Genomic DNA, 23,702 nt, shown 5'->3' with positions numbered 1-23,702 from the left:
CCGGTCATGAGCCCGGCCGGGGCAGGACGCTGTCCTCGATCACCGCGCTCACCGTTGCACCGGCATCGATGAGGCCGGCCCCACAGCCCTTCGGGCAGGGGCCCGGCAGCGGCCGCGCATTGTCGACCAACTGTGCGGTGATCTCGTCCACGCCGATGAGCGGGTCGGCCGAGCGCATGAGCGCGACCAGTCCGGCGACCTGGGGCGCGGCCATCGATGTGCCGGCGTAGTACTTGAAGACAGGCCGTTGGCGACCGCGTTCGCCCGCGTCGACCGACGAAAGGATGTCGTCCACGCCCATGCCCCAAAGCGTGCCTCCCGGCGCGGCGACCGTCACCCCGTCACCGTAGTTCGAGTAGGAGGCCATGCCGCCGTCGCGCGCCAGCGCGGCGACCGAGACGACGCCGGGGCAGTTGGCGGGCGATACGGCCGACGCCTTGATCGAATCGTTGCCGGCGGCGGCCACTACCGCCGTTCCGCGCGAGCGCGCCTGTGCGATGGCGCGCTCCATCGTCATGCCGCAGGCGCCGGGCAGGCGCAGGCTGAGGTTGATCACGTCGACGGGAGCCCTGCCGGGCACGCCTGCCACTTCACCCCCGGATGCCCAGACGATGGCGTCGGCCAGATCCGAAAGCCGGCCACCGCAACGCCCCATGACACGCACCGGAACGACCTTCGCCAAAGGGGCGACACCGACGATACCCGGGGTGTTGCCGGCGCGCGCCACAACGATGCCGGTGACATGCGTCCCGTGCCACGACGAGGGCGAAAACTGCTTGGCCCCGCAATCGCCCGGGTCTTTCCAGTCGCCTTCGTCGGTGGGATCGGCATCGCGACCATCGCCATCACGCGCCGCGTGTGCGTCGGCGATGAAGTCGAACCCGGGAAGCAGTTGCCCATCGAACTCGGGATGGGGCGTCACCCCGGTATCCAGGACCGCCACGACCGAGCCTTCGCCACGGGTATCGCGCCATGCCACCGGTGCCTCGATACCGACCTTCGCGTCATGCATGTACCACTGGCGCCGCCAGAGGGGATCGACGATGCCGATGCCGGCCAGATCGATCATGCGATCTTCCTCCACCGCGAGGACACCCTGCGAGGCCGCCATGACCTCGGCTTCGGCGGAAGACAGCTCCACCAACTCGCCTCCCGCGGCCACGCGGCGCAGGTGCCACGCAGGCAGGCCACGCTGGGACGGCGTCCGCACCGCCGCCGTTGTCGCTGTCGCTGTCGTCGCGAAGGCGGGGTCGGCGAAATGCACGATGTAGCGCTTGGTCGTTCCGTCCGAGGCGACGACGGGCATGCTCACCACGAGCCAGAGAGCGACGACGGCGTGAGGCAGACCGGAATACTTCGACATGGCACGTTCCTTCGACAAGGCGCTCCGCGGCGCCGATCGAAATAAGCTAGAAGACGCACCCTCGCGCAACCATCCGCTATACCTCGACATGACATGTGAGCATGAGGCGGCACGTGTTTCGGACAACGCTTACGCCGCAAAGCGTGCGGCAAAGGAAAGGCGCGGGCATCGCTGCCCGCGCCTTTCGTCACGACTGAACCCACACGCGCTTACGGCGTCCAGGTCGCCTTCAGCGACACACCCGAGAACGCGGAGTAACCGCGCACCTTCACGTAGTACGTGCCGGCCTGGGTCGTCGCGAACGTGCACGACTCGGCATTGCCGGTCTTGTACGGACGGCAGTTGTAGCTCGAGGTCGTCGGTGCGGAACCGAACTTCACATAGAGGTCCGCATCACCCGTGCCGCCGCTCGTCGCGATGACAAGATTGGTCGCGCCGGCGGCCACGACCACCGTATAGCTCAGTTCCTGGCTCGCGCTGCCGGAGAGGCCTGTCTTGGCCACGCCGTTCTGCAGCGCCGTACCACCGCCACCGCCGCCCGTCGAGCAGGTCACGCCCACGCCGCTGAACGCCGCGGCGACATCCGTTGCCGAGAGACCGAGGTCCGTCGCCGCGCTGGCGACGCCACACGAGCCGCTGTTGAAGGTGGAGCTCGCCGTCCAGTAGAGGGCGTTGGCGCGGGCGAACACCTTGAACGCATTGACCGTTCCCCAACCGGTCGTCTTCGCCAGCAGGCAGAACGCCTTGTTATAGACACCGGACGAGTAGTGCACGTCCAGGCCGCTGGTGTAGTCGGCCGCGTTGCCGATCGAGCCTCCATCCTGCGGCGGATCGCACATGTAGCGAAGCGCGGTGCCGATGCCGGCACTGGCCTTGACGATGTCGGCACCGACCAGGAAGTCGTTGCTACCACGGTCGTAGAATTCGGCCGCTTCGCCGGCGATGTCCGAGTAGGCTTCGTTCATGCCGCCCGACTGGCCGCTGTAGGTCAGGTTCGAGTGCTGCTCGGTGTAACCGTGGCTGATTTCGTGCGAGGTCACGTCCAGCGCCACCAGCGGATAGAAGGTGCTGGCGCCGTCGCCGAAGTTCATCGAGCTGCCGTCCCAGAACGCGTTCTCGTAGCTGGAACCGTAGTGGACCTTCATGATCAGCACCTGGCTCAGCGGTGCTGAGCCAGTGTATGCGGTGTACATGTCATGCACCACGCCACCGAAGTGGTGGGCGTCGTTGATCGGGCCATAGGCACCGTTGATCGCGTCGCCGGTGGAGTTGAAGCACGTGAAGCTCCACAACGTCCCCGCGCCGGACGTGGCGTGGTTGAGGTTGTAGGTTTTCACATTGGTGTTCTGCGCGGTGCAGGTGCTACCCGACTGCGTCACGCGCAGCGCGGGCTTGCCACCGGCGCCCCAGGTGTACTGCCCGGTCTTCTGGTTGCCACCTGGACCGGTCGCATCCACCTCGGCGTAGGTCAAGCCTTCCCACTGCTCGATGATCTCGCCGGTGTTGGCGTCGATGATCGCGGTCGGGCGGGTCGGATGGTCGCCACCGGAGAAGAACGAGGTCAGGTAGACCAGGCGGGCCGGCACACCGTCGCCAGGATAGACGTAGAGATCGGCCTTGGCGTTCTCGGGCTTCGCCACGGCACCGGCCAGGGTCTTGGCCTGCTTGCCGAGCAGCGCGATGGCGCGCGCGCCGTCGATCTTCGGTGTCACCGAGGCGAGGTCGACCTGAAGGTCGGAGGTGACGATGCCGTTGGCGACCAGCGAATTGCCCTGGGCGTCCTGCTCCACAGCAATGCTCCGACCAAACACGGGTACGCCCTTGAAGGTTTGCTGCATGCGTACCGTCTGCGTGCCCTTGACGGTCGGCAGCGCGGTCTTCGCGACAAAGGCGTTGTCGGCCGACAGGCCGAGTTTCACGGCCAGCTGGCTGGCGGGGACGGCTCCCAGGCTCTGCGCGCGCAGCGCCTGCTCGGTGGCCGCCGAAGCGACGGAGCAGGTCGCGATACCCAGCGATGCGACCAGGAGTTTCAAGCGAACATGACTTGCCATTACGTTCCTCCTCCAGGAACAGGCCACACGAACCCGTTGCGGTCGTGTGGACCACATTCCGAACGATATGATTGACGCGCCGAAGCGCGATGCCCGTTGCAACTTCCGGCCCCCCCGCCGAAAGTGCTTGTCAACCTAGCGCAAGTTTTCGCGGTCGACTACCTAGGGATTTCCCTAGGCCTCACGAACTTGCGAAGATGGTGACCATGACCCAATCGACCGACATCGACCTCGAACTTCGCCAGATGACCCCGTGGGTGCGCGCGTCGTTCCGCCTCACATCGGAGCGGCACACGCTCGACCACCTGACCGCCGAGTTCGGCGTTGCGGGTGCCAGAAGCTGGCAGCGCGGCGAGACGGAGGGAGATTCATTGCAGCGTCGCAGCCATGGCTGGTGCGTGGAGTTGCCCGAGCAACGCACGTATGCGCTGGACGACGCGCTCAGCCAGTTGCTCACCATGTTGGCGCCGAAGCGCGACGACATCGTCGCGGCCATTCGCAGTCTCGAGCTGGATGCGCACGTCGGCCTCCACGTGCGAGTGACGGGCGATCGCGTGCCTGCCTGCTACTGGTCGCCGGCGAACATCAGAACGCTCGCCCTCTACGGAGCTTCTCTGGAAGCGGACATCGCGGTAACGCCGGCACCCTGATCCTGACCCTGATCCTCAGAGCATCCCGGTTTCGAGCTTCGCCGCGTCCGACATCATCGAATGGTTCCAGGGCGGATCGAAAACGAGGTCGACATCGGCTTCGACCACCGTGGGAATGAGTTCCAGCTTGGTGCGGACATCGTCGACCAGAATGTCACCCATGCCGCAGCCCGGCGCGGTCAGGGTCATTTTCACATAGGCCCGGCGCGCGCCTTCGTCGTTGGATTCAAGGCTCACGTCGTAAACGAGGCCAAGTTCCACCACATTGATGGGGATCTCGGGATCGAAGCAGGTACGCAACTGCTGCCAGACCAGCTTCTCCACTTCGTCGTCCGACGCACCGTCTTCGAGTTCGATCGGACGCGGGGGCTCCTTGCCCAGCGCATCGGCATCGCCGCCCGCAATACGGAACAGGTTGCCTTCCACGTACACGGTGAAGCTGCCACCCAGGGCCTGGGTGATGTAACCGATCTGCCCGGCCGGAAGCGTCACGGTTTCGCCCTGCGGCACCATGACCGCCTGGCAGTCGCGCTCGAGGGTGAAAGGTTCGCTGCTGAGGCTGAAACCGCTCATTGCTGTCCTGTGAAGGCCGCACCGCGGCCGCAAAGTCGTCGATTATGCGCCCGCCGCGAGCCGACGGTAAGCATCCTGCAAGCTACGTCGGGGCGGCGACCGGGCGCCTCAAGAGCAAGCCTCGCGCTTGCCCGCTATCATTGCCCCCTTTTGCCCACCCCCTGATCCCATGCCTCATCCGAAGGAACCCCATGCCGGCTGAGCGTTTGCGCCGCCTCGCCGGACTTCTGTTCGGCGCTTTCTGCGCCGTCGCGTTCGGTTTCGCCGCCGGCGCCGTGTGGATGGTGCCGTCGATGATGTTCGGCCGTGCCCTGCCCGCCCTGGTCCTTCCGGTAGGCTGGGTCCTGGGAATCGTCGTGCGCCGCTGGCTGCGCATCGAACGCGGCCTGGGCTCGGTCCTGGCGGCCGTCGCCACCCTTGTCGCAGCCGCCTATACCGCCTGCCTGGTCGCGGCAGCGACCATCTCGGGAATGATGGGTATCGGCTTCGGCCAGACCATTCACGACGCCGGGGCTTCCATGCTGCTGGAACTGGCTCGCCTCGCCCAGGGGCCCTGGGACCTCGTGTTATACCTCGCCGGCGCCCTCCTGGCGGGCTTGGTCGCCTGGCCCATCGCACGCCGGTCCACGGGCGGGCCCTGACTTCATAAGCCGTAAATGCCCGGCCCAGGAAGATGGCAGGGGCAGAACCAGTCAACCGGCGGTCGCCGACCGCGTTAATCGGAGTGATTCAGGCCGTATGGAGCACGAGGATGCCAGCACCGACGAAGCGAAGGGCGCCGTGAACGGCTCGCTCGCGCTCGACAGCGCATCCCTGGACGATGTCCGCGAAGTCCCGGCGAACATGGACGCCTTCCTGGCGGCCATCGAGCGCAGGGCCTGGCGCATGGCGGAAATCCACCTGGGCAACCGGGAAGACGGCATGGATGCGGTGCAGGACGCCATGTTGCGCCTGGTTCGCCACTACGCCGACAAGCCGCCGGGCGAATGGACGCCGCTGTTCTGGGGCATCCTCCGCCGCCGCATCGTCGACCTCCAGCGTCGCCGCAAGGTGCGCTCGATCATCGTCGGCTGGATCGGCGGTGGCCGCGACGACGACGGCGACGAACTGCCCGCCTGGGAGCCCGCCGACGACAGCCCGGACCCATCCGCCAGGCTCCAGGACTCGCAGGCTTACGGGGACATCGTCGTCGCCGTACGCAAGCTGCCCCGGCGCCAGCGCGAGGCGTTCACCCTGCGCATCATGGAAGGGCTGGATGTCGCTGAAACGGCCGCTGTCATGGGCTGCTCCGACGGCAGTGTCAAGACTCACCTTTCGCGCGCGATGCATGCGCTGCGCGATCAACTGGAGGCATGGCGATGAGCCAGCACGATCGAGACCTCGAACGTCGCGCCCGGGAACTCTACCTGCGCGCCAGCCGCGACGTGGACCCGGCCACGGCCGGTCGCCTGCGCGCGGCCCGGCGGACGGCGCTCGCCGCACCGCACGAATCCGCGGCACGCCGCCTGATGCTCCCTGCCGGCGCGTTTGCCGTCGTCGCGCTCGCCTCGCTCATGCTGTGGCAGCCGGGTGGCGCGCCGCCGTCGGCGCCGCCGGCCGTGATGCAAGCGGCCGACATCGAGGCCGCCGACCTCCCGCCCGACCCGGACAGCACCGATCCCGCCCTGTACCAGAACCTGCAGTTCTACAGCTGGCTGGCCTACAACGACACGCAGCCGTCCGCCGCCCACAAGTGATCGCCATGCGCCGCTTTTCCCTTGTCATCGCCCTCTTGCTTGCGTTGGCCGCGCCTGGCGCCGCCGTGGCGCAGGATCGGCCACCGCCGCCGGTCGGCGGATCCGATTGGCCGGACAGTGAACACCCGTCCGTGCCGCCGCGCCCCTGGAGTCAGCTGACCCCCGACGAGAAGGACATCCTTTCCCCGGTGGCGCATGACTGGGACAGCTTCACGCCCAGGAAGCAGTCCCACATGCTCGAGATGGCGCAGCGCTGGAAAGGGCTCCCTCCCGAGCGGCGCGCCCAGATCCGCGAGCGCATCGACCGCTGGCAGCACATGACGCCGGAAGAGCGCGCCGAAGCGCGCAAGAACCAGCAGAAGTTCAAGGACCTCAGCCCCGAACAGCGCGCCAAACTGCACGCCGCCTTCGAGCGCTTTCGCAGCCTGCCGCCCGCGCAGAAGCAGGCGCTGATGGAAAAGTGGCGTGATCAAACGCCGGAACAGCGCCGTCAGGCCATCGATAACATGGGGCCGAACGATGCGCTGCCGCCCCCACCCCGGGGCGAGCGCGGACCGCCTCCGGATGGTTCCGCTAAACTGGGCGGATGACGCAGACCACCCTGGAACTCCTCGATCGCCGCCGCTCCGTGCCCTCGCGCCAGCTCGGCGAACCGGCCCCGGACGACACCACCCTCAAGCGCCTGCTGGAAGCGGCTGTCCGAGTGCCCGATCACGGCAAGCTGGCGCCGTTTCGTATTCGTGTATTGCGCGGCGACGCCAAGCGTCACTTCGGTGCGCGGCTGGCGAAGCTCGCCGTCGAAGCCAATCCCGACCTCTCCGATGCCAAGCGCGAAAAAGAACTGAAACGCTACGACCACGCGCCCCTGGTGCTTGTCGTGTCGGCGAAGATCGACGAAACGAGTGCGGTGCCCGAACTCGAGCAGAACCTCACGGCGGGATGCGTGGCCTACAACGTGCTGCTCGGTGCGCAGGCGCTTGGCTTCGGCGCACAATGGCTCACCGGCTGGGCCGCCTACGATCGCAACGTGGCCCATCTGCTGGGCATGACGACGAACGAACATGTCATCGGTTTCCTCCACATCGGCACGCCCTCGATGGACGCGCCCGAGCGTGAGCGACCGGCCTACGACGATATCGTGAGCGTATGGACGCCGTGAGCGGGGATTCCCTCGTCCACCTCGTGGACGGCAGCCTCTACGTATTCCGCGCCTGGCATTCCATGCCTGACGAGTTCCACGACCAGGACGGCGAGTCGGTCAACGCCGTCCACGGCTTCACGCGTTTCCTGTGCGAACTGCTCGAGCGCAGCCGCGCGGAGCACGTCGCCGTCGCCTTCGACGCCTCGCTCACCACCTCGTTTCGCAACGCGATCTATCCGGCCTACAAGGCCAACCGCGAGCTACCGCCGCCGCAGCTCGTTCGCCAGTTTTCGCTGTGTCGTGAGATCGCCGCGGCACTGGGCCTCAGCGTCCTGAACGACCATCAGTACGAAGCCGACGACCTCATCGGCAGCGCGCTATGGGGCCTGCGTTCGCACGGATTCCGCGGTGTCATCGTCTCCGCCGACAAGGACTTCGGCCAACTGCTCGGCGAGCACGACGAACAATGGGACTTCGCCAAGAATCTGCGCTGGGGACCCAGCGGTGTGTTCGACCGGCTCGGCGTCCATCCTCACCAGGTTGCCGACTACCTGGCCCTTTGCGGCGACGCGGTCGACAACATCCCCGGCGTCCCCGGCATCGGCGCGAAAACCGCGGCCGCCCTGCTCGCTCACTTTGGCAGCCTCGACGCGGTGCTGGACCGGATCGACGAGGTCCCTTACCTGCGTTTCCGTGGTGCGGCGGCCTGCGCGGTGCGCCTGCGCGAGCACGCCGAGCAGGCACTGATGTGTCGCCGCCTGACCCGCATCGCCCTGGATATCGCCGTGGCCGAGACCGCCGACGCGCTGCGCCGTCGCCAGGGTGAAGCCGCCACTGTGGACGAACTCTGCGAGCGCCTGCGTTTCGGTCCGCTGACCCGGTCCCGGCTGCGCGCGCTGATCTGAAGGTATCCCACCCAACGTCACACGGCCGCGCTACCCTTGGCCGGATACTGCGTATCCACCATCCAGGAGCCCGCCCATGCAGACCAGTCCGTTGCCCCACGCCTCGCCGATCCCCGACGACGCCAGCGCGCCGGAAGAGGTGCTGCACAAGGCGAAGTGGCTGACCCTGAAGCGCCGCGGCCGATGGGAATATGCCGAGCGCAACAATCCCGGCGGCGCCGTGATCATTCTCGCCGTGACGCCCGACGACAAAGTCGTCTTCGTCGAGCAGTACCGCGTGTCGATCCTCGCCAACACCATCGAGATGCCCGCCGGCCTGGTGGGCGATCTCGCCGACGCCGAGGATGAGGACGTGCTGATCGCCGCGCGTCGCGAACTCGAGGAAGAAACCGGCTACGCCTGCGGCAGGATCGAATTCGTCCACGAAGGCCCGTCCTCGGCCGGCATGAGCACCGAGATGATCGCCTTCGCCCGTGCCTGGGACCTGGTCCGCGTCGGCAAGGGCGGGGGCGACGAGACCGAGAACATCATCGTGCACGAAGTGCCGCGCGCCGAAGCCGGCAAATGGCTGTTCGACCGCGCCGCCGAAGGGTTTTCGATCGATGCCAAGCTTTTTGCGGGCCTCTGGTTCATCGACCACCCCGAGGCACATATCCGGGATAACCGCAGCCTTACCTGACAGCCGCGCCCCTGGTGCCCCGTGTGGGAGCCGATTCATCGGCGATCCCGCGGCAGCGGGCCAGCCTACGCCAAGCACCCTGTCGCCGATGAATCGGCTCCCACACAGGGTGCTCGGCCGCGTCTGGGGCGGGTAACGACAAAGTCAATTCTTGTCGCTAAGTCACTCCCCGGTTAGCCTTCCCTCTGCTTCACCCGGCGCCGCCCATGTCTGTCCGCTTTGCCCATCTCCACCTGCACAGCGAGTATTCGCTGGTCGACTCGACCATCCGCATCAAGCAGCTGGTCGCGGCCTGCGTGCGCACCGGCGTGCCCGCCGTCGCACTGACGGATGAGAACAACCTCTTCGCGCTGGTCAAGTTCTACAAGCAGTGCACGGCTGCGGGCATCAAGCCCATTGCCGGCTGCGACATCTGGGTGTCCAGCCCTGACGATCCGCGTCCCTGGCGGCTGACCCTGCTGTGCCAGGACCGCGACGGTTACCTCAACCTCTCGCGTTTGGTCTCGCGCGCCTGGCGTGAAGGCCAGGGCACCGGCCGCGCGCTTGTCGACGCCGCCTGGATGCATCCCGAGAGCGTGCGCGGCCTCATCGCCATCGCCGGCCGCGAAAGCGAGTTGGCGCGCGTGGCGCTCGGCGCCGGGTTGCCTGCCGCCGGTGCCCGGCTGGAATCGCTGCGTCGGCTGTTCCCCGATCGCCTGTACCTGGAGCTGACCCGTACGGGTCGCCAGCACGAGGAAGACTGGGTGCGCGCCGCGATGGCGCTCGCCGGCGACTACGAGCTGCCGGTGATCGCCAGCAACGACGTCCGCTTCCTCGAGCGCGAAGGCTTCGAAGCCCACGAGGCACGCACCTGTATCAACCAGGGCCGCGTCCTTGCCGACCCCAAGCGCCCGCACGACTACAGCGAAGAGCAGTATTTCAAGAGCGCCGAAGACATGGAGGCGTTGTTCGCCGACATTCCCGAAGCCCTCGAGAACACGGTCGAACTGGCCAAGCGCTGCAACCTGGAACTGACCTTCGGCGAGTACTTCCTGCCGAACTTCCCGGTCCCCGAAGGCCATACGCTCGATACCTTCATCCGTGCGCAGGCCCAGGCCGGCCTGGAAGAACGCCTCGCCGTGCATCCGCTGGCGCCCGGCAAGACGCGGGAGGACTACCAGGCCCGTCTCGATCGCGAAGTCGACGTCATCATCGGCATGGGCTTTCCCGGCTACTTCCTCATCGTGGCCGACTTCATCGGCTGGGGTAAGGACAACGGCATTCCGGTCGGACCGGGCCGTGGTTCGGGCGCCGGTTCGCTGGTGGCCTGGGTGCTCAAGATCACCGACCTGGATCCGCTCCAGTTCGAGCTGCTGTTCGAGCGCTTCCTCAATCCCGAACGCGTGTCGATGCCCGACTTCGACATCGACTTCTGCATGGATCGCCGCGATGAGGTGATCGACTACGTCGCACGCAAGTATGGCCGCGACCACGTCAGCCAGATCATCACCTACGGATCCATGGCCGCCAAGGCCGTGCTGCGCGACTCCGGTCGCGTGCTCGGCATGGGCTACGGACAAGTGGATCGCCTCGCCAAGCTCATTCCCAACCGGCCGCTCGACCTCACGCTGGGCGACGCCCTCGGCCGCACCGAGAAGTCGAAAAAAGAACCGGACCGCATCGTCAAGGAATTCTGCGACGTCTACGAGCAGGAGGAAGAGCCGCGCCAGCTGATCGACCTCGCGCTCAGCCTCGAAGGCCTCACCCGCAACGCCGGCAAGCACGCCGGTGGCGTGGTGATCGCACCGACCCCGCTGACCGACTTCGCCCCGCTTTACTGCGAAGCGAGCGGTGAAGGTGTCGTCACCCAGTACGACAAGGACGACGTCGAAGCGGTAGGCCTGGTGAAGTTCGACTTCCTCGGCCTGCGCACGCTGACGATCATCGACTGGGCGGTGAAGGCGATCAACCGGCGCCGCGCGAAGGAAGGCGTCGAGCCGCTGGTGATCGAAGCGTTGCCGCTGGACGATCCCAAGGTCTACGACCTGCTGAAGAAGGCGCAGACCGTCGCCGTCTTCCAGCTCGAGTCGCGCGGCATGCAGGGCATGCTCAAGGACGCCCAGGCCGACCGATTCGAGGACATCATCGCCCTGGTGGCCCTGTATCGCCCCGGCCCGATGGACCTGATTCCCAGCTTCTGCGCGCGCAAGCATGGTCGCGAGGCCGTGGAGTATCCGGATCCGCGCGTCGAGCCCATCCTGAAAGAGACCTACGGCATCATGGTCTACCAGGAGCAGGTGATGCAGATGGCGCAGATCGTCGGCGGTTACACGCTCGGCGGCGCCGACCTGCTTCGCCGCGCGATGGGTAAGAAAAAAGCCGAGGAGATGGTCAAGCATCGCGCCACCTTCCGCGAAGGCGCGGCGAAGGACGGCATCGATTCGATCAAGGCCGACGCGATCTTCGACCTGATGGAGAAGTTCGCCGGCTATGGTTTCAACAAGTCGCATGCCGCGGCCTACGCGCTGGTCTCCTACCAGACCGCCTGGCTGAAGGCGCACTACCCCGCCGAGTTCATGGCCGCGACGATCTCGTCGGACATGGACAACACCGAGAAAGCCGTCACCTTTCTCGAGGAAACGCGTGCCATCGGCATCAAGGTGCTGCCGCCGGACGTCAATGCCTCGGACTGGATGTTCGAGGCGGTGGAACCGAAGGTCGTCCGTTATGGCCTGGGCGCGATCAAGGGCGTCGGCCAGGGCATCTGCGAAGAGATCGTCGCCGAGCGCAAGGCGAGGGGGCCGTATCGTGGCCTCGTCGACTTCTGCCAGCGCGTCGGCTCGAACAAGCTCAACAAGCGCACGATGGAAGCGCTGGTGCAGTCCGGCGCGCTCGACGCGCTAGGCGAAAACCGCGCCACGCTCATCATGCACCTGCCCGAAGCGATGCGCGCCGCCGATCAGGAAGCGAAGAACCGCGCGTCCGGCCAGGTCGATATTTTCGGCAACGCCTTCGGCGCCGCGGAAACGCCGAGCATCATCGAACTGTCGGGCAGCGTGCCCGAGTGGCCGCTCGAGCAACTCCTGCAGGGCGAGCACGACACGCTTGGCCATTACCTGTCGGGTCATCCCACCGACCCGTGGAAGGGCGAACTCGCGCAGCTCTCCAGTTGTCCCATCGGCGAAATCCCCCAGCGCTACCAGCCACCCAAACCGCGGCGCAACGACGACGACGAAAACGCCAGCCGGTTCCGTCGTGGACCGGAAACGCCGTGGACGGTCGCGGGCATGGTGGTCGGGATGCGCAAGCGCGGCGACAGCGATGCGTTCGTGCAGATCGAAGACGCCACGGGACTGCTGGAAACCAGCTTCTTCCGCGAGGTGTTCACCGAAGCCGCCCCCCTGCTGACGCGCGGCAGCCTCATCGTGGTCGAGGGCGGACTGCGCATCGACGATTTCGCCGGCGGCTACCAGCTGCGCGCGCGCAAGGCCTATGCGTTGTCCGATGCCATGGAACACTTCGGTCGCCTGTTGACGCTACGGCTCAACGGGATCGGCCCTGATTTCCCGCAGCACCTGCGCCAGGCGCTGATGGGCTACCGCGGAGGCCGCACGCCGTTGCTGCTGTCCGGTTACCGCAACACCGTCGGCCAGGCCAGCTTCGAGCTCGGCGACGAGTGGCGCGTGCGCGCCTCGCCCGATCTCATACGCACCCTGCGCAGCCTGCCAGGCGTTCTTGGCACCGAGCTCCGCCTGGTGCGCCCGGCGGACTGAAGCGCCGCCAAGGCTTCGGTTTCAAGCACTTAGGTCCCTGCCGGCAAACCGTACCCCGGCGCACACTGGCGCCCCGCCCCACCCGCTATACTGTCGGGTCTTCCCGAACCACCGTTGCCCATGAATCCCAATTTCCTCGATTTCGAACAACCCATCGCCGAACTGGAGGCAAAGATCGAAGAGCTTCGCCATGCCAGCAGCGGCCAGGCGTTCAACATCGATGAGGAAGTCGGCCGGCTTCGCGAAAAGCTGAAAATCAAGACCGCCGAGATCTTTCGTAACCTGACGCCCTGGCAGGTCAGCCAGGTGTCGCGTCATCCGGCGCGTCCGTACACGCTGGATTACATCCAGGCCATGTGCGAGGAATTCCACGAGCTCAAGGGCGACCGCATGTTCGCGGACGACCAGGCCATCGTCGGTGGCCTGGCGCGCGTCAACGGCCGTTCGGTGATGATCGTCGGCCACCAGAAGGGCCGCGACACCAAGGCCAAGGTGAAGCGCAACTTCGGCATGCCTCGTCCGGAGGGCTATCGCAAGGCGCTGCGCCTGTTCAAGATGGCCGAGCGTTTCAATATCCCGGTGTTCACCTTCATCGACACCGCCGGTGCCTGGCCGGGCATCAACGCCGAAGAACGCGGTCAGTCCGAAGCGATCGCGCGCAACCTGCTCGAGATGGCCGAGCTGCGCGTGCCGATCATCTGCACGGTCACCGGCGAAGGCGGTTCCGGCGGCGCGTTGGCCATCGGCGTGGGCGACCGCACGCTGATGCTGCAGTACTCGACGTATTCGGTCATCACACCGGAAGGCTGCGCCTCCATCCTGTGGAAGAGCGCCGACAAGGCCAAGGACGCCGCCGATGTCATGGGCCTCACGGCACCGCGACTGCTCGAGAACGGGCTGATCGACAAGATCGTGCGTGAGCCGCTGGGCGGTGCCCATCGCAACGCCCAGTCCATGGCCATCCGCCTCAAGGCCGTGCTTCTCAACGAGCTCGACGAACTGGAAAAGCTCGGCGTCGACCAGCTGCTGGAAAAACGCTACCAGCGTCTGCGTGGCTACGGCGCCTTTACCGAAGGCTGAGCCGGCGATGACGATCCACGGCCTCGCGCATGTGAACATTCGCGCCTCCGAGGCCATGATCGAGCGCGTGCGCCGGTTTCACGTCGACGTCCTCGGCCTCAGCGAGGGCGCGCGGCCAGCATTTCGCTCTCGTGGTTACTGGCTGTACGCCGGCGACCGCGACCTGATACATCTCACGATCGACCCCGCCATGTCGGGCGACGCACCGGCCCGTACCGGCTGGCTCGATCACTTCGCCTTCGCTGCGACGGGTCTCGATGCCATGCTTGCCCGGCTCGACGCCGCCTCGGTGGCATACCAGATCGACCGGGTGCCCTCCTCCGGCGAGGCCCAGGTGTTCTTCCGAGATCCCGCCGGCATCGCGATCGAGCTGAACTTCGCCGGCTGACGGCGCTCGTCACATCGATCGGGCTACCATCGGTCTTCCACGCACCGACCGCGGACCGTCTCATGGCCAACGACGTCACCGATAAACTCGCCGTCCTCATCGACGCGGACAATGCACGGCCCGCGATCGTCGACGGCCTGCTCGCCGAAGTGGCGAAATACGGCACCGCGCACGTGAAACGCATTTACGGCGACTGGACCGGACCCCACCTCAATGGATGGAAGACCGCCCTGCTCGATCATTCGATTCAGCCGATCCAGCAGTTCGCCTATACGTCGGGCAAGAATGCCACCGATTCGGCGATGATCATCGACGCGATGGACCTGCTCTATTCCAATCGTTTCGACGGCTTCTGCATCGTTTCCAGCGACAGCGATTTCACCCGGCTCGCCTCGCGCATCCGCGAAGCCGGCCTCATGGTTTACGGGTTTGGCGAGCAGAAAACGCCCAAACCGTTCGTCTCCGCCTGCGACAAGTTCATTTACACCGAAGTGCTCGTCGGCACCGTGGAGAACGAAGCCTCCGAGCCGCCCGTGCAACGCTCGGCGAATGAGTTGCGTGGCGACACCAAGCTGGTGAACCTGATCCGCAACGCCATCGACGCCGGCTCCGACGAGAACGGCTGGGCCAGCCTCGGTGCCATCGGAAGCATCATCAACAAGCGCTCGCCCGAGTTCGACTCGCGCAACTACGGCTATTCGAAGCTGAGCGGCTTGATCAACGGCATGGGGCTGTTCGAGGTCGAAGAGCGCCAATTGGGCAATGCCCGCCATCTCTTCGTGCGCCTTCGCGCCAAAGGCAAATGAGCGCCTCGCTGACCGATCACCTGGCCCGCGCACTCGATGACGTGCCGGGCGTGCCGCTGCTGGTCGCCTTCAGTGGCGGACCCGATTCCACCGCGCTGTTGCATGCGCTGGCCGGACACATGCCGAGACCACCGCTGCGCGCGCTCCATGTCGACCACGGGCTGCACGCCGACAGTGCCACCTGGGCGGTGCATTGCCGGCGCCTCGCCGATTCGCTCGGCGTGCCGATCGACGTCGTACGGGTCACCGTGGACCTCACGCGCGGCGAAGGCATCGAGGCCGCGGCAAGGCGAGCGAGACGCGCAGCCTTCGCGTCCGCCCTGAAGCCCGGTGAACATGTCGTCCTTGCGCATCATCGCGACGACCAGATGGAAACCGTCCTGCTCAAGCTCCTGCGTGGCGCAGGGCCGGAAGGACTGGCCGGCATGCGGGCGGTGCGCCCGTTGGGCGCAGGCATGCTGTGGCGCCCGCTGCTGGATCTTCCGCGCAGCGCGCTGCTCGACCACATTGCGCAAAACGGCCTGTCCACCCTGCACGATCCCTCCAACGACGACCCGCGCATCGCACGCGCTTACCTGCGCGCGACGGTCATTCCTGCGCTGATGGCACAGTGGCCACAGGCAGGCGTCAGCATCGCCCATAGCGCGCGCCTGTGCAGGGAGGCCGCCGACGGCCTGCGCGAGGGCTGGATCGACGCCCTGGCACGTCTGCGCCGCGAGGAAGACACCCTCGACGCCCGCGGCTGGCTCGACCTGCGGCCGGCATGGCGCGCCCCCCTCCTCGACCACTGGTTGCACACGGCTGGCCTGAGCGCGCCCACCACCGCGCAGCGCGACGTGCTCGAACGACAGATTCGCGAAGCCTCGGCGGAACGCCTGCCCCTGGTCGGTTGGCAGGACACCGAGGTCCGTGTCTGGAAAGGGCGCCTCTGGGCCATGCCGCGCTGCCAGCCATTCGACGAGGCATGGTCGGTCGCCTGGCAGGGCGAACCGCTGGCGCTACCCGGCGGCGGGATGCTTACCCTGGGCGGCGTTCGGCTGCCGGAGGCGCTGACCGTGCGCTACCGGCGCGCCGGCGATCGCATTCGCACCGCCGGCAACCACATCACCAAGGAACTGCGCGATCTGTTCCAGGAAGGCGCGATTCCGCCCTGGCGGCGACCGCGGATGCCCCTGCTTTGCGAAAGCGGCAACCTGGTCGCCGTGGCCGGGCGCTGGATGAGCGATCGCGGCAAGGCCATTTTCGATGAGGCAGGTGCTTATCCGGTCTGGCAGCACGGCGTTTCCGATTGATCAAAAAGGCCATGTGAGCTAATTTTGCCGGCATGCCGAAGTCCCCCGCCCCCGTTGTGCCCGCATCGACCATCGCCGAATTCGAGCACTCGCTCGACGAGCTCGAGCAACTGGTCACGCGCATGGAAGGCGGCGAGTTGAGCCTCGACGAATCGCTCAAGTCGTTCGAGCGTGGCATCGGCCTTTACCGGCACTGCCAGACGGCGCTGGAACAGGCGGAGCTGCGGGTGCGCCTGCTGCTCGACCCCGAAGCCCCCGAGACCGCCGAACCCTTTGACTCCCACATCGACTGATCTGCCGGCGCCGCTGAAGGCGCTGGTCGGCCGGGCTGACGAAGCGCTCGCGCGCGCGTTGCCCAGCGGCGACCTTCCCCCCGTCGAACTGCACGGCGCCATGCGCTACGCCGTGCTCGGCGGGGGCAAACGCCTGCGTCCGCTGCTCGTCTACGCGGCCGGGCATGCCCTCGGCCGGGACGACGGTATCCTCGACGCACCCGCCTGCGCGGTGGAGATCATCCATGCGTACTCGCTGGTGCACGACGACCTGCCGGCGATGGACGACGACGCGCTGCGCCGCGGCCAGCCTACCTGCCACATCGTTTACGGCGAAGCCATGGCGATTCTCGCCGGCGATGCCCTCCAGGCCCTCGCCTTCGAGATCCTGTCCACGCCCTACGGCGACAGCGACGACTCGACGGCGCGTATCGCCATGCTGCGCGCCCTGGGCGCGGCCTGCGGCGCCGAAGGCATGGCCGGCGGCCAGGCCTTCGATCTCTCCGCCGTGGGTCGAAAACTGTCGCTCGCCGACCTCGAGCGGATGCACGCCTATAAGACCGGCGCGCTGATCCGCGCCTCGGTACGGCTTGGCGCCCTGGCGGCCGGCTGCACCGATGCGGCGCTCCTCGACCGCCTGGACCGCTACGGCCATGCCGTGGGTCTGGCATTCCAGGTGCGCGACGATATCCTCGACGTGGAAGGCGAGTCCGCGGTGATCGGCAAGACCGCCGGCAAGGACGCCGCCGCCGACAAGCCCACCTTCCCGTCCATCATCGGCCTGGCCGCCTCGCGCGAGCGCCTCGACACCCTCGTCCGCGACGCCCTTGAAGCCATCGCGCCGCTCGGCGAGCGCGGCGAGTGGCTGGCCGATCTGGCGCGCTATTCGGCGCAGCGTCGCCACTGATCGACCCACGGCTGGAATTACCAGTCGCTCAACGACTTGGCCGGAAGCAGCCGGTTTTTCGCCATCGCTTCGGCTTGCGAAGGTTCCCAGCACGAGATAAGTGTCGATTCGTCGAGCAAGAACGCCGCTACGGCGCCTGACGGACTTCGCGATGAGCGCCAGCCTCCATCGTCACACGCCACAACTCTCCGCCGTCGACGCGCGCGGCCTGCCGGTGCGCTCGGTGGCGTACGACCGTCTGCAGGTCGCCGACGAGCCCATCGCGCGCATCCGCAGGCAGACGTATGACGCCACGGGCCATGCAACCGGGCAATGGGATGCGCGCCTATGGGCCGACGGCGGCGAGGCTGGCGAACCTAACCAGCGCGCGATGCATAGCCTCTCGAGCCGACTGCTGCGCAGCGTAAGCGTGGACGCCGGTTGGCGGATGGGCCTGTTCGACGGGTCCGGACAGGCACGGGAGGGATGGGATGGCCGGGGCACCCATCGGTGGAGCGATTACGACGCCCAGCTGCGACTGGTGAGCGTGCATGAGCAGTGGGACGGCGGCCTCGCCTGCTGCACGGAGCGCCTGCACTACGGCAACGCCACCGAAGCGGCAACCAACCGTTGCGGACGGATGGTCCGTTACGACGATCCGGCTGGCAGCCTCGCTGTCGCCGCGTATGACCCGCTGGGCGAGCCCAGGGTGCAGACGCAGCGCTTTCTCGCGAATCCGGTCGTGCCCGACTGGCCGGTCGCCGAAGCCGCGCGGGACGCCTTGCTGGAGCACGACGTCGACGGGTCGCCCGTGGCCTATACGACCCAGTGGATACGTGACGCGCTGGCGGCGTCGCTCAGCCAGCTCGACGCCATGGGGAACGAACGGACCACACGCTACGACGTGGCGGGACAGCTGCTGCAAGCGGGCTTCACGCCCGTCCAGGCCGCTTCCGTGGAGGTGTTTCATCATCCTGCCTACAACGCCGCCGGTCGGATGATCTCCGGGACGGCCGGCAATGGCGTGGTCACCACCGCCATCTACTCGATCGTCGACGACCGCCTGCAGGCGCTCGAGGTGCGGCGCACGGGAGCGACCCTGCAGGATCTGATCTACACGTACGACCCCATGGGCCACGTGTTGCGTGTCGAGGATCTGGCGCAACCCACCGACTGGTTCTCGGGCGCACAGGTCGAACCGGTATGCGCGTATCGCTACGACACGCTGTATCGGCTGGTCGAGGCCGGCGGCCGGGAAAGTGTACTGGCGACCGTTCGGCCAGGCCTGCCCGAGCTCGGCGGCCCGGGTGGGACCGTCGACGCGAGCCGCCTGCGCAACTACACGCAAACCTATACCTACGATGCCGGTGACAACCTGCTGACGTTGAGGCACGCGTCAGGCGGCCCGACGCAGTACACGCGGACGATGACGGCCGAGCCGCGCAGCAATCGCTGCCTGCCGGACACGGATCCGAACCAGCCACCGGACTTCGACATGGCGTTCGACGCCAACGGCAACCTGCTCCGGCTGGAGGGAACACAGGCCGTGCAATGGAATGCACGTAACCAGTTGCAGAAGGTCACGCAGGTCTTGCGCGGCGCCGGTGCGAACGACGACGAAGTGTATGTCTACGACGGCGCAGGCCAGCGTCGGCGAAAACGGCGCGTTACACAGGCCAGGGCGACACGGCACGTATCGGAAGTGAGGTACCTGCCCGGCCTGGAGATCCGCAGCGACACGGCAACCGGTGAGGTGGTGCACGTGATAGACGTGCAGGCGGGTCGCAACCGGGTAAGACACCTGCGCTGGGTGACCACCCGGGCGGCCCTGCCCCCAGCGCAATGGCGCTACAGCCTCGACGATCGTCTGGGCGGCAGCTCGCTCGAACTGGACGAGCTTGGCGCGGTCATCAGCCACGAGGGCTATTACCCTTACGGGGGGACGGCGTGGTGGGCCGCGCGCAGTGCGATCGAGGCCTCGTACAAGACGGTTCGCTATTCGGGTAAGGAACGCGATGCGACAGGCCTCTATGACTACGGCTTTCGCTACTACGTCCCCTGGCTCTGCCGCTGGGCCAGTCCCGATCCCGCCGGCAACGTCGACGGCATCAACCTCTACAGGATGGTGGCGAACAATCCGGCGAGCTATAGCGACACCGATGGTCGGCAACGAACACCTATCGACAAGAGCATTCACCAGATCTGGATCGGCGACCGACCCGACCTGCTGAAAACGCACGTAGACACCATCAACCGCAATGTCGAGACCGCGTCCGACTACCGGTTTGTGTTGCATATGGACGTGAATAACCCGGATGCCTATGCGGAAACCGTCAAGGAACTGAGGGTGCATGAGATCAACTGGTTAAGCCTGGAAGACGGCAGCGCCCCCGAATTCTCCGGAACCTGGCTATTCAATCTTTATGACGACTTCCGGATGAAACCGGAAAATCTCGCTTTCGCCGCCGATACCCTGCGGATTCCGCTGATCCGCAAGAAAGGGGGGTTCTATCTCGACGTCGACGACGTGCTGGCCAATTCCCACGCATCGGATGACTCGCAGGCCCCGTTCAGTTCGGGCGTGTTCGAAGCAGCGCCCGATGAAGTGCTGACGATGCAGCCTGTCGGGGTCCCATGGGAACAGCCCGGTTCTCCCGAAAGCATTCAACTTAACAACAGTTTCTTCGCCGCACACGCCTCCAATAGAACGCTTGAGCGTCTCGAGCAGGACATGGTGAAGAAGTATGACGAGGCCCGGGATTCGGGAGCCTACTCCCAGGGAGGCAGCATGGAAGTGGGTGAGTATCTCGCGGCGCACCGAAAAGCGGATCGCGTGCAGATCCTGTCCGGCATCGTGGGAACCCGTGTCTTCACGGACACCATCGCGCGCGAAGACGCAGAGATAGGAGAGCACCTGTCGATCGTACGATCGGTGATCGCCCATGGCCCTCCACGTGGCTTCGACCTGGCTGCGTTCGAGGAGCGGATGAATCAGAAAATGCCGCTATCCAGGTACAACACGGTAGGCTCCAACCATTCCTGGCGATGATGGCCATGAACGAAAAGCCCGCGTTCGCGGGCTTTTCGTCGAAACCATTCGCAATGACTCAGCTGACCAGCCGCAGCGCGAAGGGATAGCGGTAGCTGCCCGTCTGACTGACCCTCACGGCGGCGAGGATGCAGAAGACGATGTTGAGGATCCACAGCACGACGTGCAGGAAGGCGCCGATCAGGATGACCGTGAGGATCCAGCAGATCACGTATCCCAGGAGAACGGTGATCTGGAAGTTCAACGCTTCCTTCGACTCGGTGACGAGGTAGGTCTTGTCGGACCTGTCCTTGTTGATCAGCCATACGATCAGCGGAACGATGATGCTGAAGAGGAATCCCGAAAGATGCGTGAGCATCGCGAGGTTCTTGTCGTCGTTGCCGGAAACCGGCGGAACCGGCTCGTACGGCGGCGGACTGGGCGGCGGGCTCGGCGGGGGCGACGGCGGGATCTGGTCGGACGGCGTACTCATGGTGCGACTCCGGTGGCGATGTCGGCCCCACTGTCGGAGAGCGCAGGGAACGTGTCAAGCCGTCCTTACGGCACATACCGCCCCCGCAGGGGCGGCATGAGGCAGCTCACTCGCCCGCGATCATCATGTTCTCGATCAGCCAGGACCCGGTGAGGATGTGCGACCGCCGGTCGACGTCATTGCCCACGGCCACCAGGTTGGCGAACATGTCGCGCAGGTTGGCGGCGATGGTGATCTCTTCGACCGGGTAGGCGATCTCGCCATTCTCTACCCAGAAACCCGACGCGCCCCGCGAATAATCGCCCGTGACGATGGACACGCCCTGCCCCATCACCTCGGTAACCAGCAGGCCGGTGCCGAGTTTGCGCAGCATGCCGGCGAAGTCGTCGTCACCGGTCTTCACGAGCAGGTTGTGGACCCCGCCCGCGTTGCCGGTGGAGGTCAGGCCAAGTTTGCGTGCCGAATAGCTACCGAGGATGTAGCGCGCCAGTACGCCGTCGACGACCAGGGGAGCATCGATCGTCGCCACGCCTTCGGCATCGAACACCGACGACCCCATGCCGCGCGGAATGAGCGGTTTCTCATCGATGCGGAACCAGGACGGCAGGATCTGCTTGCCCACATGGTCGAGCAGGAAGGTGGAGCGGCGGTAGAGCGAGCCGCCGCTTACCGCGCCGAGCAGGTGGCCGATGAGCGAGCGGGAGATCTCCGGCGCGAACAGCACCGGCGCCTGGCGCGTACCCAGACGGCGCGCATTGAGCCGCGCCAGCGTGCGTTCGGCGGCCTTACGGCCGATCGCCGCGGGGTCCATGAAGTCGTTGGCGCTGCGCTGGCTGTCGTACCAGTAGTCGCGCTGCATGCCGTCGTCGTCGTCCCCGGCGATCAGGGCGACCGAGAGCGAATGGCGCGTACCGCGCTCGCGCCCCAGGAAGCCATGGGAATTGGCGTAGACCGACAGGCTCTGCCCCGCGCTCACGCTCGAACCGTCGGAATGGGTGATCCCGGCGACGGCACGTCCCGCATCCTCGATTTCCTGGCCCAGGACGATGGCGCGATCGACATCGATATCCCACGGATGCCACAGGTCGAGGTCTGGAAAGGTCGTGGCCATGCGATCGGCATCGGCCAGGCCGGAGGCCGGGTCGTCCTCGGTGAACCGGGCAATGGCGCAGGCCTGGTCGATCGTGGCCTGGATCGAGTCCGGGTTGAGGTCGGCCGTGCTCGCCGAACCCTTGTGCTGGCCGAAGTAGACGGTCAGGGCAAAGCCGCGATCACGGGTGTGCTCGACGGTTTCGACCTCGCCCAGGCGCACGTTCACGTTCAGGCCGATATCGACGCTGGCGGAAACCTCGGCCTGCGTCGCGCCGGCGGCCCGGGCCCGGCGGATGGTGTCCTCGGCCAGGGTGGCGAGGCGATCGAGGTCCTGCTGACTGCTGTCGACGGTGGAAACGAGGCTCACGTGGGCTTCCCGGGGGCTGGCGGTTAGAATGGCAGGCCGCACGCGGCCAATCCCATCCAGATGGGGTCGCGTCACCCGATTAAAAAGCAACGCACCGCACATGGTGCCATGGAACACATATGAGCATCCGTGTCGGCTTCTACCGCCACTTCAAGGGCATGCCCTACCGCGTACTGGGCACCGCCCGGCACAGCGAAACCATGGAAGAACTCGTGGTTTACCAGGCCCTGTACGGCGAGCACGGCCTGTGGGTCCGCCCCGCGGCGATGTTCGCCGAAACCGTCGAACACGACGGCCGCACGCAACCCCGCTTCGCCTTCGAGGGTGAAGCCACCGACCTTTTCGCCACGCCGGAGACCCAGCCATGAAGCCCTACGACGATCGCCCGAAGAAGGACGACGAAGAAGAAGACTTCGGCCCCAGCCGCAGCGAACTGCGCCGCAATGCCCTGGACATGCTCAAGCTGGCCAAGCAGCTGGTGGAGCTTCCACCCAGCCGCATTCCCAAGCTGAAGCTGCCGGAAGACATCGTCGACGAGATCGGCCGCACCCGTAAGGTCACCGCCCACATCGCCCACAAGCGCCAGCTGGCCTTCCTCGCCAAGCAGATGCGCCGCCACGGCGACGAAGCCTTCACCGACGCCCGTGCCGCCCTCGGCGAAGATCGCGACCGCCAGCGCCAGGAGGCCGCACACATGCACCGCCTCGAAGCCCGTCGCGAGAAGCTGATGGAAGGCGGCGACGTCGCCCTCGGCGAGTTGTTCGACGAATACCCCCACCTGGACCGCCAGCACCTGCGCTCCCTCGTCCGCCAGGCCAAGGCCGAACGCGAGGCGAGCAAGCCGCTGCATGCGTTCCGCGAGCTCTACCGGATCATCAAGGAACTCGAGGCCGGCTCGTCCGAAGACGAAGCCTGACCCCCGCTCCGCACTATGTGGGAGCCGATTCATCGGCGATAGATCTTCCCTCAAAGAAAAAGCCAGCGCTCCACAGCGCTGGCTTTTTTTAGGTTCATCGCGGAAGTCCGGGGACGCCGAAGGCATCGGTTCACTCAGCGGCTGATGCCGCGGCGAGCGCGGACGTTACGGCGCAGAGCCTTCGGTGCCCACCCTCGCTGCTCAGACAGGTCCTCCGCGTTTCGTACCGGAA

General features: G+C 66.3%; 23 protein-coding genes. 18 read left to right on the top strand and 5 right to left on the bottom strand.

The annotated features are described in order from the left end of the window. Positions 1–4: 4 nt before the first annotated feature. Entirely contained in the window at positions 5–1,363 is a 1,359-nt protein-coding gene (locus tag VM621_RS09825) for a S8 family peptidase (RefSeq protein ID WP_325468787.1), read from the bottom strand. Between the two features lie 209 nt (positions 1,364–1,572). After that, a complete protein-coding gene (locus VM621_RS09820; protein ID WP_325468786.1) occupies positions 1,573–3,414 on the bottom strand; it encodes a M4 family metallopeptidase in 1,842 nt (613 codons plus the stop codon). Positions 3,415–3,620: 206 nt separating this feature from the next. Between VM621_RS09820 and VM621_RS09815 the strand changes: the two genes are divergently transcribed. Then, complete coding sequence (locus tag VM621_RS09815) at positions 3,621–4,064, top strand: DUF4279 domain-containing protein (RefSeq protein WP_325468785.1); 444 nt, start codon at positions 3,621–3,623, stop codon at positions 4,062–4,064. A gap of 15 nt (positions 4,065–4,079) precedes the next feature. On the opposite strand, the gene sufT is transcribed toward VM621_RS09815, so the two are convergent. After that, entirely contained in the window at positions 4,080–4,637 is a 558-nt protein-coding gene (sufT, locus tag VM621_RS09810; protein ID WP_325468784.1) for a putative Fe-S cluster assembly protein SufT, read from the bottom strand. A gap of 191 nt (positions 4,638–4,828) precedes the next feature. Here sufT and VM621_RS09805 point away from each other — a divergent pair, with 191 nt between their 5' ends. The 15 genes from VM621_RS09805 (at position 4,829) to VM621_RS09735 (ending at position 20,623) form a co-directional block, all read left to right on the top strand. Next, the gene (locus VM621_RS09805) at positions 4,829–5,278 is read left to right on the top strand and encodes a hypothetical protein (protein ID WP_325468783.1); all 450 of its coding nucleotides are present in this window, start codon (positions 4,829–4,831) and stop codon (positions 5,276–5,278) included. Between the two features lie 97 nt (positions 5,279–5,375). Further along, positions 5,376–5,999 (top strand): RNA polymerase sigma factor, encoded by a 624-nt coding sequence (locus VM621_RS09800; RefSeq protein ID WP_414674520.1) that lies wholly within the window; start codon positions 5,376–5,378, stop codon positions 5,997–5,999. Beyond that, complete coding sequence (locus VM621_RS09795; protein WP_325468782.1) at positions 5,996–6,373, top strand: hypothetical protein; 378 nt, start codon at positions 5,996–5,998, stop codon at positions 6,371–6,373. The genes VM621_RS09800 and VM621_RS09795 overlap by 4 nt, the downstream gene beginning before the upstream one ends. Before the next feature lie 5 nt (positions 6,374–6,378). Next, positions 6,379–6,963, top strand: coding sequence for a DUF3106 domain-containing protein (locus VM621_RS09790; RefSeq protein ID WP_325468781.1), 585 nt, complete (start codon positions 6,379–6,381; stop codon positions 6,961–6,963). Next, entirely contained in the window at positions 6,960–7,532 is a 573-nt protein-coding gene (locus VM621_RS09785; protein ID WP_325468780.1) for a nitroreductase, read from the top strand. Before VM621_RS09790 ends, VM621_RS09785 begins: the two co-directional genes overlap by 4 nt. After that, positions 7,520–8,419, top strand: a complete 900-nt coding sequence (locus tag VM621_RS09780) for a 5'-3' exonuclease (RefSeq protein ID WP_325468779.1) — start codon at positions 7,520–7,522, stop codon at positions 8,417–8,419. Before VM621_RS09785 ends, VM621_RS09780 begins: the two co-directional genes overlap by 13 nt. Positions 8,420–8,495: 76 nt before the next feature. Next, the gene (locus tag VM621_RS09775) at positions 8,496–9,098 is read left to right on the top strand and encodes an NUDIX hydrolase (RefSeq protein ID WP_325468778.1); all 603 of its coding nucleotides are present in this window, start codon (positions 8,496–8,498) and stop codon (positions 9,096–9,098) included. Between the two features lie 206 nt (positions 9,099–9,304). Continuing rightward, positions 9,305–12,850, top strand: a complete 3,546-nt coding sequence (gene dnaE, locus VM621_RS09770) for a DNA polymerase III subunit alpha (protein ID WP_325468777.1) — start codon at positions 9,305–9,307, stop codon at positions 12,848–12,850. Positions 12,851–12,970: 120 nt separating this feature from the next. Beyond that, positions 12,971–13,930, top strand: coding sequence for an acetyl-CoA carboxylase carboxyltransferase subunit alpha (locus VM621_RS09765; RefSeq protein WP_325468776.1), 960 nt, complete (start codon positions 12,971–12,973; stop codon positions 13,928–13,930). Between the two features lie 7 nt (positions 13,931–13,937). After that, complete coding sequence (locus tag VM621_RS09760; protein WP_325468775.1) at positions 13,938–14,318, top strand: VOC family protein; 381 nt, start codon at positions 13,938–13,940, stop codon at positions 14,316–14,318. Between the two features lie 62 nt (positions 14,319–14,380). Beyond that, complete coding sequence (locus VM621_RS09755; protein WP_325468774.1) at positions 14,381–15,124, top strand: NYN domain-containing protein; 744 nt, start codon at positions 14,381–14,383, stop codon at positions 15,122–15,124. Further along, on the top strand, positions 15,121–16,416 hold the full coding sequence (gene tilS / locus VM621_RS09750) for a tRNA lysidine(34) synthetase TilS (RefSeq protein WP_325468773.1): 1,296 nt from the start codon (positions 15,121–15,123) through the stop codon (positions 16,414–16,416). Before VM621_RS09755 ends, tilS begins: the two co-directional genes overlap by 4 nt. A 32-nt stretch (positions 16,417–16,448) precedes the next feature. Next, complete coding sequence (locus tag VM621_RS09745) at positions 16,449–16,709, top strand: exodeoxyribonuclease VII small subunit (protein ID WP_325468772.1); 261 nt, start codon at positions 16,449–16,451, stop codon at positions 16,707–16,709. Further along, on the top strand, positions 16,690–17,595 hold the full coding sequence (gene ispA / locus VM621_RS09740) for a (2E,6E)-farnesyl diphosphate synthase (protein ID WP_414674519.1): 906 nt from the start codon (positions 16,690–16,692) through the stop codon (positions 17,593–17,595). The genes VM621_RS09745 and ispA overlap by 20 nt, the downstream gene beginning before the upstream one ends. A 151-nt stretch (positions 17,596–17,746) precedes the next feature. Next, entirely contained in the window at positions 17,747–20,623 is a 2,877-nt protein-coding gene (locus VM621_RS09735) for an RHS repeat-associated core domain-containing protein (protein WP_325468771.1), read from the top strand. A gap of 58 nt (positions 20,624–20,681) precedes the next feature. Here the strand turns inward: VM621_RS09735 and VM621_RS09730 are convergent, their stop codons facing one another. Together VM621_RS09730 and pmbA are read right to left on the bottom strand one after the other, a co-directional pair. Then, positions 20,682–21,095 carry a DUF4870 domain-containing protein gene (locus tag VM621_RS09730; protein WP_325468770.1) on the bottom strand — a complete coding sequence of 138 codons (414 nt, stop codon included), beginning with the start codon at positions 21,093–21,095 and terminating at the stop codon, positions 20,682–20,684. Between the two features lie 106 nt (positions 21,096–21,201). After that, a complete protein-coding gene (pmbA, locus tag VM621_RS09725; RefSeq protein WP_325468769.1) occupies positions 21,202–22,554 on the bottom strand; it encodes a metalloprotease PmbA in 1,353 nt (450 codons plus the stop codon). A 119-nt stretch (positions 22,555–22,673) separates the two neighbouring features. On the opposite strand from pmbA, the gene VM621_RS09720 reads away from it, so the two are divergent. Together VM621_RS09720 and yjgA are read left to right on the top strand one after the other, a co-directional pair. Continuing rightward, complete coding sequence (locus tag VM621_RS09720) at positions 22,674–22,922, top strand: DUF1653 domain-containing protein (protein ID WP_046966332.1); 249 nt, start codon at positions 22,674–22,676, stop codon at positions 22,920–22,922. Beyond that, positions 22,919–23,470: a ribosome biogenesis factor YjgA gene (gene yjgA / locus VM621_RS09715; RefSeq protein WP_325468768.1), complete on the top strand. Its 552-nt coding sequence runs from the start codon at positions 22,919–22,921 to the stop codon at positions 23,468–23,470. The genes VM621_RS09720 and yjgA overlap by 4 nt, the downstream gene beginning before the upstream one ends. The last annotated feature ends 232 nt before the right edge of the window (positions 23,471–23,702 follow it).

Origin of the sequence: Luteibacter sp. (assembly GCF_035539195.1) — a bacterium.
In the GTDB taxonomy this organism is placed as follows: domain Bacteria; phylum Pseudomonadota; class Gammaproteobacteria; order Xanthomonadales; family Rhodanobacteraceae; genus Luteibacter.
The sequence above is the reverse complement of the archived record's forward strand: the minus strand, read 5'-3'. Positions and strand labels throughout refer to the sequence as shown.

Bases quoted from the DNA above. Each gene is read 5' to 3' on its own strand.
- VM621_RS09795 (WP_325468782.1), top strand. From the start codon at position 5,996: ATGAGCCAGCACGATCGAGACCTCGAACGTCGCGCCCGGGAACTCTAC.
- VM621_RS09730 (WP_325468770.1), bottom strand. From the start codon at position 21,095: ATGAGTACGCCGTCCGACCAGATCCCGCCGTCGCCCCCGCCGAGCCCG.
- dnaE (WP_325468777.1), top strand. From the start codon at position 9,305: ATGTCTGTCCGCTTTGCCCATCTCCACCTGCACAGCGAGTATTCGCTG.
- VM621_RS09775 (WP_325468778.1), top strand. From the start codon at position 8,496: ATGCAGACCAGTCCGTTGCCCCACGCCTCGCCGATCCCCGACGACGCC.
- VM621_RS09785 (WP_325468780.1), top strand. From the start codon at position 6,960: ATGACGCAGACCACCCTGGAACTCCTCGATCGCCGCCGCTCCGTGCCC.
- VM621_RS09780 (WP_325468779.1), top strand. From the start codon at position 7,520: ATGGACGCCGTGAGCGGGGATTCCCTCGTCCACCTCGTGGACGGCAGC.
- VM621_RS09790 (WP_325468781.1), top strand. From the start codon at position 6,379: ATGCGCCGCTTTTCCCTTGTCATCGCCCTCTTGCTTGCGTTGGCCGCG.
- VM621_RS09755 (WP_325468774.1), top strand. From the start codon at position 14,381: ATGGCCAACGACGTCACCGATAAACTCGCCGTCCTCATCGACGCGGAC.
- VM621_RS09735 (WP_325468771.1), top strand. From the start codon at position 17,747: ATGAGCGCCAGCCTCCATCGTCACACGCCACAACTCTCCGCCGTCGAC.
- VM621_RS09720 (WP_046966332.1), top strand. From the start codon at position 22,674: ATGAGCATCCGTGTCGGCTTCTACCGCCACTTCAAGGGCATGCCCTAC.
- VM621_RS09745 (WP_325468772.1), top strand. From the start codon at position 16,449: ATGCCGAAGTCCCCCGCCCCCGTTGTGCCCGCATCGACCATCGCCGAA.
- VM621_RS09820 (WP_325468786.1), bottom strand. From the start codon at position 3,414: ATGGCAAGTCATGTTCGCTTGAAACTCCTGGTCGCATCGCTGGGTATC.
- sufT (WP_325468784.1), bottom strand. From the start codon at position 4,637: ATGAGCGGTTTCAGCCTCAGCAGCGAACCTTTCACCCTCGAGCGCGAC.
- yjgA (WP_325468768.1), top strand. From the start codon at position 22,919: ATGAAGCCCTACGACGATCGCCCGAAGAAGGACGACGAAGAAGAAGAC.
- VM621_RS09805 (WP_325468783.1), top strand. From the start codon at position 4,829: ATGCCGGCTGAGCGTTTGCGCCGCCTCGCCGGACTTCTGTTCGGCGCT.
- VM621_RS09815 (WP_325468785.1), top strand. From the start codon at position 3,621: ATGACCCAATCGACCGACATCGACCTCGAACTTCGCCAGATGACCCCG.
- VM621_RS09765 (WP_325468776.1), top strand. From the start codon at position 12,971: ATGAATCCCAATTTCCTCGATTTCGAACAACCCATCGCCGAACTGGAG.
- VM621_RS09800 (WP_414674520.1), top strand. From the start codon at position 5,376: ATGGAGCACGAGGATGCCAGCACCGACGAAGCGAAGGGCGCCGTGAAC.
- VM621_RS09825 (WP_325468787.1), bottom strand. From the start codon at position 1,363: ATGTCGAAGTATTCCGGTCTGCCTCACGCCGTCGTCGCTCTCTGGCTC.
- VM621_RS09760 (WP_325468775.1), top strand. From the start codon at position 13,938: ATGACGATCCACGGCCTCGCGCATGTGAACATTCGCGCCTCCGAGGCC.
- tilS (WP_325468773.1), top strand. From the start codon at position 15,121: ATGAGCGCCTCGCTGACCGATCACCTGGCCCGCGCACTCGATGACGTG.